12 protein-coding genes and 2 pseudogenes are annotated in these 12,464 nt (G+C 55.9%); 4 read left to right on the top strand and 10 right to left on the bottom strand.

Annotation, left to right across the window (positions count from 1 at the left end):
* Positions 1–38: 38 nt before the first annotated feature.
* The 5 genes from tnpC to AC4ANK_RS18870 all read right to left on the bottom strand — a co-directional run bounded on the left by tnpC (position 39) and on the right by AC4ANK_RS18870 (position 4,350).
* Positions 39–1,565 (bottom strand): IS66 family transposase, encoded by a 1,527-nt coding sequence (tnpC, locus tag AC4ANK_RS18890; RefSeq protein WP_002556008.1) that lies wholly within the window; start codon positions 1,563–1,565, stop codon positions 39–41.
* Positions 1,566–1,634: 69 nt separating this feature from the next.
* Positions 1,635–1,883, bottom strand: a complete 249-nt coding sequence (gene tnpB / locus AC4ANK_RS18885) for an IS66 family insertion sequence element accessory protein TnpB (RefSeq protein WP_460384786.1) — start codon at positions 1,881–1,883, stop codon at positions 1,635–1,637.
* A 73-nt stretch (positions 1,884–1,956) separates the two neighbouring features.
* Positions 1,957–2,289 carry an IS66-like element accessory protein TnpA gene (gene tnpA, locus AC4ANK_RS18880; RefSeq protein WP_080719038.1) on the bottom strand — a complete coding sequence of 111 codons (333 nt, stop codon included), beginning with the start codon at positions 2,287–2,289 and terminating at the stop codon, positions 1,957–1,959.
* Positions 2,290–2,494: 205 nt separating this feature from the next.
* Positions 2,495–4,111 (bottom strand): glycoside hydrolase family 28 protein, encoded by a 1,617-nt coding sequence (locus AC4ANK_RS18875; protein WP_460384788.1) that lies wholly within the window; start codon positions 4,109–4,111, stop codon positions 2,495–2,497.
* Positions 4,112–4,125: 14 nt separating this feature from the next.
* Complete coding sequence (locus tag AC4ANK_RS18870) at positions 4,126–4,350, bottom strand: carbon storage regulator (RefSeq protein WP_004661238.1); 225 nt, start codon at positions 4,348–4,350, stop codon at positions 4,126–4,128.
* Between the two features lie 627 nt (positions 4,351–4,977).
* Between AC4ANK_RS18870 and AC4ANK_RS18865 the strand changes: the two genes are divergently transcribed.
* Complete coding sequence (locus AC4ANK_RS18865; RefSeq protein ID WP_223216162.1) at positions 4,978–5,553, top strand: DUF2513 domain-containing protein; 576 nt, start codon at positions 4,978–4,980, stop codon at positions 5,551–5,553.
* A gap of 47 nt (positions 5,554–5,600) precedes the next feature.
* Entirely contained in the window at positions 5,601–5,906 is a 306-nt protein-coding gene (locus AC4ANK_RS18860) for a hypothetical protein (protein WP_152644787.1), read from the top strand.
* A gap of 66 nt (positions 5,907–5,972) precedes the next feature.
* Here the strand turns inward: AC4ANK_RS18860 and AC4ANK_RS18855 are convergent, their stop codons facing one another.
* On the bottom strand, positions 5,973–6,953 hold the full coding sequence (locus tag AC4ANK_RS18855; RefSeq protein ID WP_044424202.1) for an IS5 family transposase: 981 nt from the start codon (positions 6,951–6,953) through the stop codon (positions 5,973–5,975).
* Here AC4ANK_RS18855 and AC4ANK_RS18850 point away from each other — a divergent pair.
* Positions 6,952–7,284: pseudogene (locus tag AC4ANK_RS18850) on the top strand (HAD family hydrolase); the annotation flags it as partial. The gene AC4ANK_RS18855 and the pseudogene AC4ANK_RS18850 sit on opposite strands and share 2 nt — an antisense overlap.
* 90 nt (positions 7,285–7,374) lie before the next feature.
* Here AC4ANK_RS18850 and AC4ANK_RS18845 read toward each other — a convergent pair.
* From AC4ANK_RS18845 to AC4ANK_RS18830, 4 genes and pseudogenes are all read right to left on the bottom strand, one after another.
* Positions 7,375–8,124, bottom strand: coding sequence for an IS5 family transposase (locus tag AC4ANK_RS18845; RefSeq protein WP_460382697.1), 750 nt, complete (start codon positions 8,122–8,124; stop codon positions 7,375–7,377).
* A 284-nt stretch (positions 8,125–8,408) separates the two neighbouring features.
* A pseudogene (locus AC4ANK_RS18840) lies at positions 8,409–8,585 on the bottom strand (transposase domain-containing protein); the annotation flags it as partial.
* A gap of 64 nt (positions 8,586–8,649) precedes the next feature.
* On the bottom strand, positions 8,650–8,970 hold the full coding sequence (locus AC4ANK_RS18835; protein ID WP_005733766.1) for a zinc-binding dehydrogenase: 321 nt from the start codon (positions 8,968–8,970) through the stop codon (positions 8,650–8,652).
* Positions 8,967–11,375 carry a DUF3772 domain-containing protein gene (locus AC4ANK_RS18830; RefSeq protein ID WP_005733767.1) on the bottom strand — a complete coding sequence of 803 codons (2,409 nt, stop codon included), beginning with the start codon at positions 11,373–11,375 and terminating at the stop codon, positions 8,967–8,969. Before AC4ANK_RS18830 ends, AC4ANK_RS18835 begins: the two co-directional genes overlap by 4 nt.
* Positions 11,376–11,655: 280 nt before the next feature.
* Here AC4ANK_RS18830 and AC4ANK_RS18825 point away from each other — a divergent pair, with 280 nt between their 5' ends.
* Entirely contained in the window at positions 11,656–12,357 is a 702-nt protein-coding gene (locus AC4ANK_RS18825; protein WP_004661262.1) for a glutathione S-transferase family protein, read from the top strand.
* The last annotated feature ends 107 nt before the right edge of the window (positions 12,358–12,464 follow it).

The following is a 12,464-nucleotide window of genomic DNA, read 5'->3' as shown; positions in this document are numbered from 1 at the left end:
ATGCCAAGGAAGGCATCAGCCCAAAACACCTTGCGCGATTAAACGGGGGCCCACCTGTGCGGCAGCAGCTCGCTAATCTCACTTGCGCGCTGCGTCGGCAGGCGCGTGAGTACATCTTTCAGATAGGCATACGGATCATGACCATTCAGTCTCGCCGACTGGATCAGACTCATGATCGCAGCTGCCCGTTTTCCGCTGCGTAGCGACCCTGCGAAGAGCCAGTTTTTACGTCCAAGAGCCCACGGGCGGATCTGGTTCTCACACCAGTTGTTATCTATGGGTACGGCCCCGTCATCAAGGTAGTGCGTCAGCGCTACCCAGCGTTTCAAGCTGTAATCCAGTGCCTTGGCCGTGGCCGAGCCTTCGGGCACAAGCGCGCGTTGAGCCAGCATCCACTCATGCAACTTTTCCGCGATGGGCACCGCCATTTCCTGGCGTAATCGCCAGCGATCTTCATCGCTCATGTCCTTGGCCTGCCGTTCGACTTCGTACAAGCCGCCAATGGAGTGCAGCGCTTGCTCTGCCAACTGGCTTTTGTTCGCCACATGAAGGTCGAAGAACTTGCGCCGTGCATGGGCCATGCACCCAATCTCGGTCACACCGAGTTCAAAGCTGGCCTTGTAGCCGCCAAAATCGTCGCAGACCAGCTTGCCCCTCCAGTCTTGCAGGAAGTTGCGAGCATGCTCACCGGCACGGCTGGGACTGAAGTCATAAACCACCGCTGCCAAGTCCGAGAACTGGCTGGTGGCGTAGGCCCACACATAGGAACGGTGAGTTTTCTTTGTTCCCGGCATGAGCATATGCACCGGTGTTTCATCTGCGTGGATGACTTGTTGCCCAAGCACTACTTCGCGCAGCGCGTCGACCAGAGGCTGCAACTGCACGCCCGTCACGCCAATCCACTGAGCCAATGTCGAACGTGGAATCGCCAAGCCTGCTCGACCGAAGATCGATTCCTGACGGTAAAGCGGCAGATGGTCAGCAAACTTGGCAATCATGACGTGTGCAAGTAGGCCCGTAGTCGGGATGCCTTTATCAATAACCTGCGCCGGAACCGGTGCCTGGATCAGCGTTTCGCAGTCATAGCAGACCCACTTGCCACGGACATGGCGTTCGACGGTGAACACGCCGGGCGTGTAGTCCAGCTTCTCGCTAACGTCCTCACCGATGCGCTTGAGGGCGCAGCCGCATGGGCAGTGAGTGTTGTCCGGTTCGTGATGGATCAGTGTGCGTGGAAACTCAGCCGGTAATGCAGTGCGCTTGGGTTTCTGCTTTTTCTCGGTCGCCGCTGGCACTGTATGCAAGGCCTGAAGCTCTACTTCAATCGCTGCGATATCGGTATCGATCAGGTCATCGAGCAAACTGGCCTGCTCAGGATTCATCTGCTCGCTGCGCTTGGCAAACTTCAAACGCTTGAGCTGCGCTATCTCGTGGGTGAGTTTCTCGATTAGCGTTTGGTCGCGGCTGATTTTCTTGCCCATCTTGTCGACTTGCGACAGCAACTGCGCTGCCAAAGTACGTAGTTGGTCGGGGGACATTTGGTCGAGATTGGAAGAAGAAGTCATGCGCCAGATTTTGCCAGAGCAGGCGCTTCGCGGCGATAGAGCGATAGAGCGATAGACTAATGGCAGCCGTTAAAGCAGTGTGATCGAGCCTCCAGAGCCTGCGCGTTGCCATGGCAGACCCAGCACCAATGCCTGAAGTTGCTCGGTATCCAGTTCCATCTCAGAACCATGGCGAATGCCAGGCCAATGGAACTTGCCTTGGTTCAACCGGCGCGCCGCCAGCCATATTCCAAAGCCGTCATGCACCAGCACTTTCATGCGATTGGCGCGGCGGTTGGCGAACAGATAAGCACAGTGCGGCTGCGCCGCACCGAACACGGGGATCACCTTGTTTCGGTGCCTGCGCGCATGTCCATCGGTTCGGTGGCGAGCCAGATGGAGTCAATGCGGATCATCGCAAAAGGTCTCGAAGAAAAGTCGCACAGGCGGCAGCACTTTCAGCCGGCCAGTTCACTTTGATGGTGCCGCGCAGGTGCTGTATTTCAACGCAGATATTCGATGATGCTGGATGGGAGTTTGCCCCGGCCAGCGGCATGGGTAACGGAATAAATGTAGGTGGGAGCGCAGGGCTTTTCTGCTCTTTCAGCCGAATCCATTTGTGGACGAGGTTTGCGTTGAGGCTATGGCCAAGCGCGACGCTGGCAATCGAAGCGCCGGGCTGTGCACACTCTTGAATGACTTGGGCCTTGAAGGACTTGGAATAGGAACGGCGTGTTGGCTGCATGAAATACCCGCTTAAAAGGCTAGAACTGGTGCCCACTTAAATTTAAGTGCACACCATGTCTTAGCTTTGCGGGGCTGGGTAGATGACTTGGCTGGACGCATACGTCAGGGGTGCAATGGAACAGAAAGTGCAATTAAATACCGTGAGCGCAGGAGAGTCCTGCGGCTCCTTAAGTCGGTTGGCTGTTCCATTGCTCCCCGGCCCCCTAGAACGGAGCCTCAGGCACCACGGATTTCATCGGTACAAACGCTGCCGTGCAATCGACCGGTGTTCCGTTACCAGGACTTCCGGACACCGTGACGTCATCCTTTATCGAAGGCACCAGTTTGTTGGCGAAACTGACCGGCCCTGGCCCCAATATGAAGTGGGTCGAGGTGAGTCCGGTGAAGCTGGGTTGGGTTCCGTCAAAGACAACGTTATCCAGCGTGATGGAAATCGGTCGTTTTTGGCCGTTGTCATTGTATCCGACAAAAGTCGCCTTACCGCCACCGAAGCGTTGGCTGCCCAGGTAGTGGAAGCCTTTCACGGTGATACCACTGAAATCAGGGTACGAGGTTCCGCCGGCGCTGCCGTAGTTGGTGTCGAACACTAGCGGGAATTTGACGTTGCGCATGCATATGTTCGCGTAGCTGACGCTGTCGACGGTCCCTCCGCTCTTGGCTCCTGACTTTATTCTCAATCCAATGCCGTCCTGGCTGTCTGCGCCATCTGATGCCAGATCCACAACGCTGACATTGTGTACGCCGCCGCTGGTTTCACTGCCGATGGACAAGCCGTGCCCATAGTAAAAGTGATTGTGCGCGAACATCAGGTCCCGGCTGCCGGAGGTGCGGCTGGACTTTATCGCTACGTTGTCATCACCCGTACTGATATAGGAGTAGGCCAGCAGCACCTTGCTTGATTGGCCGGGGTCGAAGCCATCGGTGTTCTTCACGGTTTCCGGGGTAAAGCAGGTGCCCGGGGTCTTCTGGTCAGGCGTCGAGCCGATCGGGCAGCGGTAGCCCTCAACCGTATAGACCCGGCTGGGAGTCAAAATCTTGATCCCCCAGACAGTCACTCCTGTCACACCGTCAGTGACAATGTTGAAGTCCGGCGCGTTTTGCAGCGTTAGCCCGTGGATGACGAAGTCTGTCCCCCCACTGACCTGAATAAGGCGCGGTTTTTGCTGGTAAGCATTGGACAAGGTCTTCTGGTAAACAAGGTCCCACCAGCTACGCAGATTGGCGTTTGCACCGGAGGTGAGTAGACTGCCGCCGCGACCGTCGATCACGCCTTTTCCGATCACGCCGCTGGCGCGCGTGTTTTTTGCAGAAATCAGTGCGCTGCAGGCGTCCTGATTGGCGACCGTGGTCACTCCGCAGGTGCCCTTGCCGTTGTCGTAGTCTTTGGGGTTGCGTGACGCGAAAAGCGTAACGCCCTCGTCGACCCACAGCGTAACGCCAGACTTCAGTTGCAGAGGACCGCTGAGGAACGCTGAGTTGTCACCTGTGCCTTTGACAAGCTGGACGGCCTGTCCGGCGGCACAACCGTCGATTGCACTCTGGATTCTGTCCTGGTCAGGTCGGGAGTCGAGCGCCGCACTGTCGACACTGTCCAGTGAGCCATTCCTGGGTGTTAGCGTGGCCTGGATCTGCTTGCAAACTGGCGGACTGGATGGCTCGCTTACCCTGCCCCAGGAAGTGACTACTGCAGCGTCGCTGGCCGCCCGCGTGGGTAAAGTGACAGTAAGCGAAATACCCACGGAAGTGGCTATCCAGATTACGTGCCGAAACGTGCAGGCACCGTATTTTTGCCCCGCCGCGATGAAAGATTGCATGTTCATGAAAGCTTTCCTACCTATTTTTTGACCAATGAGCGCCACCGACACTTATGAATGATGACAGGCCTGGGCTTGTGTTCAGTTACCTTTCTGTCAATGTCTCTGCATTGAACAATGGCGACTTTCGGTGCTTCAATCCCGATACGCACAATCTGATCGAACTCTGAAATAGCGAGGACTTGGATCTGAATCCCATCCTCAATCAGAATATTTTCACCTTCACGGCGAGTCAGAACAAGCATATAGCTTTCCTTTCTTATTGATTGCCTAGAGGCGGACATGGACGAGCCTCTACTGATTCGGCCCAGCGGTGTAGCGGCTGGACATGCTTGGTCACGAAGAACCTTCATGGTCGCCAAGCCCAATTCTGCCAGGAAGAGTGAAATTGACGCGCTAAGCGCCAAAAGCCCCGCTTTAATAAGCGCAAGGTCAGTAGTGGGAAGGCCAATTTCAAGTAGAAACTCTCCAAAAATGAGCACTCCAATGCATGCAATTGAAAGCTTCATAAGAAATTCCATGCCTTTTTGCAGAGAGAAAGTTAAGTTCTGCTAATTTTGAATTGTCTTTTCTCGTGAGTTAGGTAACGCAGCCTTTAGTTGGCGTTCATAGCAATTAGGTTCCACAAGCACAAAGCCAAGAGCGCCTGTCATTGACTTGCATCAACAAAAGCATCAAGTAGGGGCTGTACCCCGGAATCCCCGAAAACTCTGTCGGAAAACATCACCAGAGTGGTTACCGGCTGCTTTTGCTATCCGATACGGTTTTCCGTACATATTTGGCCGCTCAATCAAGCCATTTTCGGCTTGGCGGCGTCTCTGCCGGAAAACAACTGTTTGGCGTCAATCCACACCAGTACTGGCTTCCCGCCCATGACGGAAATTTCTGGGATTCCGGCTTACAACCCCTATTATGGAAATACACCGCTGATGAAGCTCGACAAAGACCTAGTGCGAGAAATCCTGCTGGCTATCGAAGCCTACGCTGAGCCAGAAGGGCTCATCGTGCTGGAAATCGACGATCGACCTTCCGAAGAGGTCTCCTATCATGTTCGGCTCTTGGATGAAGCAGGTCTGCTGGCGGCTCTAAATACTGGCGGAATGGACCGATTCCGGTGGCAACCTCAGCGGCTGACTTACAAGGGGCATGAGTTCCTCGACACTATTCGCGATGGCGAGGTGTGGCGGCGCACCAAGGCCGGTGCAGAAAAGGCAGGTGTTGCAGGCCTAGGGGTATTGCTGGAGCTCGGGAAGGCTTATGGCAAGGAAGTGCTCAAGGAGAAGCGTAAGCGTCCGGCGAATACACATTGCATAGCAAGATGGCGATGCCACATATGCGGTAGCTGCTCTTTGAATACGCGCGTTCCGGACGATAGGGTTGAGCTGCGGCTACTCATTTGGAGTCTGAAGGAAAATTTGTGCACCCACGAGCTATCCTGTTCGATTTAGATAACACCCTGACAAACCGTGACTTGAGTATTCTGCGGTACGCCAAAGTGTTTCTGACCGATTTCAGCCATGAAATGAAGCTGGTGACGTTGGATGACATCGGAAAGCTTATTCTTCGAGAAGACAACGGCGGCTACCTTTCTCCTGAATCTAAATTTACCTCTATCCGTGAAGCGGTAGGCCAGACGCTTGCCCACGACCTGCCATGGTTAGCACCAAAGGTGCCACAGGTCTTAATCGATCACTGGATGAATAATTTTCCAACCGCCACAGTACAGATGCCTGGCGCTCTAGGGATGCTCCGATCAACTTGCCGCGCAGCGGTGGCAAGCCGTAATTTGCCAGGCACATAGCGCTATTTTTCTGAAAACGGTCTGATGCAGTGTGAGTCGAGCGCGTTTTTCGCTCGGTTTTCCGTGTTAAGCGCGCAACTCACCCAAACCCATTAGTCGCTTTCGAGCCATCCACAGGTTCGACAGGGCGAACAGCGTGGTCAGTTGGGCCGTGTTTTTCATCAGCCCACGAAAGCGTACTTTCACGTAACCAAACTGGCGCTTGATGACCCGAAACGGATGCTCGACCTTGGCGCGTGTCTGCGCTTTGCAGTACTCGATCTTGCGCTTGGCTTTGTACAACAGGCTGCGTTTGTTCAGCTTGGAATACGTGCTGCGCCGCGCCGCGATTTGCCAGATCACGTTACGATTTTCGTGCTCTTCACGCTTCTCGACACCGGTGTAGCCAGCGTCCGCATAGACCGCGTTTTCTTCCCCGTGGAGCAGTTCGGCGACTTGAGTGACATCGGCCACATTGGCCGCAGTGCCATGGACGTGATGAACCAGTCCAGACTCAACGTCAGCGCCGATGTGGGCCTTCATACCGAAGAAATACTGGTTACCCTTCTTTGTCTGATGCATCTCGGGATCACGCTCGCCGTCTTTGTTCTTGGTCGAGCTTGGGGCATGAATAATGGTGGCATCGACGATGGTGCCCTGGCGCAGCGACAGGCCTTTTTCCTGCAAATAACCGTTGATGACCGCGAGGATTGCAGGAGCCAGTTGATGTTTCTCCAGCAGGTGCCGGAAGTTCATGATCGTGGTGTCTTCCGGTATCGGCGCACTCAACGTCAGGCGTGCAAACTGGCGCATGGGGGTGATTTCGTAGAGCGCTTCTTCCATGGCCGGATCACTCAGGGAGAACCAGTTCTGCAGCAGGTGAATGCGCAGCATGGTTTCCAGCGGATAAGGTTTTCTGCCACCGCCGGCCTTGGGGTAGAACGGTTCGATCAGGCCCAGCAGACCTGTCCAGGGGACGACCTGATCCATCTCGGCGAGGAAGCGTTCGCGGCGTGTCTGCTTGCGCTTGCTGGCATATTCGAAATCGGAAAAGCTCATCTGGCTCATGGGAGGCTCGGATCAGGTGGTCAGGCGATTTTCGCATAACCGGGACTTGTTCGGAGATTCCCTAGGTTTGATTCTAGAGCTAGAAAGCAAGGATATTAAGGTTGGTGTTATTTCTAACGGTGCTGAAAGGTCGCGCAGGCAAACCATAGCCGCATTGCCCTTCGCCGAATCGGTTAGCACGGTAATTAGCTCGGAAGCGTTTGGGATGGCTAAGCCAGCGTCCGATATTTTCCGAGCAGGGGCCGCACAGCTGGGTTTTCCTCCCGAACAGTGTTGGTTTGTAGGCGACCATCCCATAAATGACTACCAAGGTGCAAAAGCAGCGGGAATGTACGCCGTGTGGTTTCAAGGGTTTCATTCATGGCCCGAAGGCATTATGCCAGCGAAGTCTTCTATAACTTCGCTAGGGTCTGTTCCCGTTTCACATTGGCAGCCACAGAAAAGCGCAGGCCATTGCTATGACGCTTTCATAGTTTCTCTTGAGTTTGTCGAACCGAGAAGCCGCCGCCCGGAAATGCTTCAACCGGGCAAAGGCGTTTTCTACGAGATGTCGATTGCGATATAACCCTTTGTCCAGATCTGCGTTCCCTTTCAGAGAATTGCGCTTTCGTGGAATCACCACTTTGCTGCCTTGCTGCTCGACCTGAGCGCGTATCGCTTCAGTGTCGTAGCCCTTGTCCGCAATGATCACTTCTGCATTGGGCATCTTGGCAATCAACGAGGCCGCCTGCGAACAATCATTGGTCTGGCCTCCGGTCACGTCAAATGCAATGGGCAGCCCACAAGCGTCTACAGCCAGGTGAATCTTGCTGGTGTTACCGGCTCGGCTTTTTCCGATGGCCTGGTCCTGCGTGCTGGCAGCACCTGCACTGTGCTGATGAGCCTTTACATAGCTGCCATCAATGAAAACCCACTCCATGTCAGGATCGGTCATCAGCACCTCAAGCACCTTGACCCACTTGCCTGAAGCAGACCAGGCATTGAACCGCTTGTAGACCTTGCTCCAGTTTCCAAACGCTTTCGGCAGGTCTCGCCAAGGGCAACCCACACGCATGCGGTACAGCATGCCTTCAACCGTGGTGCGCAAATCTCGCTTGTTGTAGATCGATTCGTGCAGCAAAATTTCTCGAAGCTTCGGCCAGTGCTCATCACTGAGCATTAATCGGGGCATTGCAGGCTCGTATTGGTGTTGTGTGAGAACTCCAACAATACGGGCCTGTTCTCATAGAGATCAATGGGTTACGTCGAAACGGGAACAGACCCTAGACTAACTACCCAATCTAATCTCACAATGGTTCCCTGGATTGGACGCTAAGTGATGTGTCCGCTTTAAGCTCTGGCGGGTTGTCACCAGATGCAATTGCTGACGTTCGCAACTGCTTGCTCATCAAGCTCGAAAGGCCCGACTGCTTCGGTCAGCAGGTCTAAGCGTACGGGGAGTACGCCTTGCGCAGATCAGCTAGGCATCCAGTGATGCGGCAACAGTTGGTCGATTTCACTGGCCTTCTGCGTCGGCAACCGCGGCAGTAAATCCTTGAGATACGCAAACGGATCATGTCCGTTCATTCGTGCAGACTGGATCAAACTCATGATTGCTGCCGCCCGTTTGCCGCTGCGTAAGCGTCTAGTAAAGGCATCTGGCCCGCTAGATTATCCTCTGCCTTCGGTTCGTATGATGTACTACACGCCCCCTGCACTACGAATGCTCGATGACCTTGGACAATAACTCCATGACAGGAATACTCAGGTCTGCGGTCTCAAGTGCTCCATACTGGAAGAAAATGCCCAGATACGACAGTGCGCGAAGGATGTTTGCAACCTCAGGACCGCCAACCTGGTCGAAGGCCATGCGCGCGCCTTTGCCATCAGTCATACGGTTCACTTCAGCGACCAGATCCTGCTCCAGCGCTGCAATGACGTGCACAGCGCCGGTTTGCAGAAGTATGTGGCAGCCGCCTGAACGGAGGTGAGTCCTGCTGGCCGCTTCATCCGCTCCGCTCCAGCCCTGAAGTATCACGGGTTCTCTTCTGGCGTCTCCTTCCCAGCCCCCTCATTGATCAATACCATGCTCTGCGGCGCAGACAGCGCTACACCCAGCTCCCTCAGACGCCCCAGAACCGTAAACAACAGATCACTCCGCGCACCTCCCACCGAGCGTGGGCTGTTCACGTAGCCACTGGCGCTGATGATCAAACCGGTATTGGTCAGGTCCTTGAAGGTGACTGAAGGTGCAGGCGTGTCGAGTATCGCTTCGTGCTCGGTAAAGGCCTGCAACAGCAGCTCGCGTATTTGCAGAACATCTGTTTCCAGGGGCAGGGTGAGGGTGATTCCGACTACGCCCAGCGCGTTGCCCATGGTGACGTTGCGCACGTTTTGCGTGATGAACTGCGAGTTTGGCACGATCACTGTCGAGCGGTCGCCCATCTGGATTTCGGTCGCGCGGACGTTGATCCGGCGAATATCGCCTTCGACCCCTGCCAGGCTTACCCAGTCGCCGACTTTGACCGGACGCTCGGTCAGCAGAATCAGGCCCGAGATAAAGTTCTGCACAATGGCCTGCAGACCGAAACCGATCCCCACCGATAGCGCACTGACCACCCAGGTCAAATTGGTCAGGCTGATCTTGAGTGTGGACATCACCACGGCCACCACCAGCACAAAGCCGATGTAGCCGATCAAGGTCACCAGCGAGGCCTGCATGCCCGCGTCCATGTTGGTCTCGGGCAGAAGGCGTTCTCCGAACCACTCCTTGAGTACCCGCACGCCCAGCAGGCCGACGACCAGGCAAATCAGTGCCATCAGAATATCGCTGGGGACGATGTTCAGGTTGCCCAGGGATTTGGACGTGACGTCCATTTGAGTGAAACTTGCGAGCAGGTCGCCCGGGCTGGAACCCGAAGGCAGGAAAGCCAGCAGCAATGCGGTAAGCAACAGCAGGGTACGGCCTATGCCTGCCAGTACGGTGCTTGCCTGGGCCTGGTGGCGGGCGGACAAGCCCAGCGCCGAACCCAACGCCATGCCGCCAGGTTGTTTAGGCGACAGAAGGGTCTCGCAGATGTCACCGAAGCAGGCGATCAATAGATACGCAGTGGACGCCACCACGCTCACCCAAAGCAGTTTTACCGCCAGAAAGTAAGCCAGCGTCAGGTAGCCGCTGAGCAACGCCAGCAAGCTCAGGCCGACCCATACCGCAACGATAAAGGGAAGCAGTCCGACGAAACCTGCTGGCCGCTCCAGCTCAAAGCGTCGGCGGGTTCGGCGGTAGCGCACCAAGGCGTAGAAAAACACCAGCGAAACCGCCAGCGCTGTCAGGCCATTGACCGCTACCGTCAGGGCCAGGCTGCTGGCTATGACACTGTTGATGCGCTCCTGCGTGCCGATGATCATGAGTGCCAGCGCCAGGGCAGGCGGGAAGCGGCCCAGTGCCGTGGCGATCTGGTCAGGGATTTGCGGCAGACGCCACGAGGCGTGTGCCCGCATCAACAACGCGCGGCCCAGACCGACGATGAAAGCGCAGAAAGTGATCAGCGTCTGCACCTGATCGAGCAGGTTGACCACGTCGTTGCTGAGCACCGCATTGCGCACGATCCCCCAGCGCAACAAGGAAGTGGCAACGGTAATGGTGAGAATGGTCGATAGCCCTACAGCCAGTGCCAGGGCGCTGCGGCGCAGGCGGCCTTCGGGTAGCCAGCGAATCATCGACCAGATCAGCAAGCGCTCCAGCAGGCGGCGAATAACGACCCATACGAACAGCGCGGCGACTACGATGCTGATGAATTGCAAACGGTTTTCCGGTGCCAGCGTGCTGCTGAGCACTTGGCGGACATCCACCAGAAGTCTGTTCAAGCGTCCCAGGTCGTCATCGGTAGGACGAATCAGCGTGGACCAGAACGCCGAGCTGAGCGGGCTCGCTGTCCGCGTGCTGATCTGCGAATCGAATAGGCTGCGGCGCAGATTGAATATCTGCGTAGCCAGATCACGGGCTGACTGGCTTAACGTGTTGGTTTGGCGTTCATCATCGACCAGCGCGTTTTTCTGAGCGGTCAATGTCTTGCGCTGACTGGTCAGACTTGGCGCCTCGTCCGGTTGCGCCGGCCCGAGAATGTTGAGCTGATCATTCAGGTGTTCGATGTCGACAGCTTGTCGGGCAGTCAGATTGTCGGCTTGTTTCTGGACCTGCAAAGCGGCCTGCCGCAGGCTTGAAAGCAGGTCATCGTTGGCGCTGCCCGTCACTTTTTGACGGATCTGATCCAGTTGTTCGCTCAAGTCATCCAGGCTCGGTGCATCCACTGCGGGAGATGCGCTACTGGTGCTATCGGTTTGAGGCGCCGGGCTATTCTGGGCCAGGGCTGGCAAGGTCACGCACAGCAAAAGCAAGGCGAGCAGCCCAGTATGAAAACGGTTCAGCGAAGCGTGCTGCATTCTTTTCCCTTCTTTGCACTGTGCGGCCTGGCAAACCTGTGTATTTCAGGCACGGGCCTTGTCTGTCTTGAGCTGCACTCACGAGTCTCTGGAGCGCAGCCAATAGAATATCAAGGACTTCGCGTTTGAGCGCTGAAAACACGGGCCAGCGAAAATAGGGCGCTACGGTCATTAACCTAACAAATGTTAGGTAGGTTATTGACTGGGCTCAGGAGTGTGCTACGGTCTATCCACCTAACAGTTGTTAGGTGGATGCCCACTCCATTTCACAGGCCCGACCATGACTTCCAGATTGCGACTTTTCACATCTCCTTCGGCTTTTCCGAACCCCCAGCGCCTGCGCCTGTTCATCCACGAAAAAGGCATTGCCGATCAGTTCGATGAGACTATTTACGACATGACCCCCGGCGGAGAGCAGCGTGGCTGGCGTCATCTCAATATGAACCCTTGGGGAGAAACGCCCACCCTTGAACTGGCAGACGGCAGCTTCATTTCCGAGACCGCCGCTATCGCTCGCTATCTGGATCAGTCTTATCCGGGCCGCAAGATCATGGGGGAGGGCGCTCTGGAACAAGGCCTTGATAACATGTGGGATAACCGGATCTGGGTGCATATTCTCTACCGGATCGTTACCGCGTTTCATGTATTGCACACCGGGCTCGGCTTCAAACTTGAACTGACGAAGAACGAAGCATGGGGCGAGCACTGCCGCAAAGAGGCGCTGACACACGCCGCATTGGTCAACCGTCATCTTTCCGATGGCCGCGAGTGGCTGTTGGGCGGCGAGGCGCCGACTTTCGCGGATATCACCCTTGCAACCGCCATTGCCTTCTCCAAGTTTCCGGTCAACGCCACGCCGCTGGATGAGCGTTTCGAGTTCCTGGACTTGTACTGGAAGCGCTGGCAGAAACGCCCGGGTTTCCAGGCCGCCTATGCTGATCGCAGCAGCGGTATACCCGAACTGGACTCGCCGGCCGAGTGACCGACCTGTTGCGCGCGCACATTATCGTCGGGACCGTCATTGCATGGCGTTCTCGACTTCCCCGTGCCTCGCACAACCGTTCTACCTGACAACAGTCAGGTTTTTGA

Source organism: Pseudomonas sp. Pmew2 (assembly GCF_058129885.1).
The sequence above is the reverse complement of the archived record's forward strand: the minus strand, read 5'-3'. Positions and strand labels throughout refer to the sequence as shown.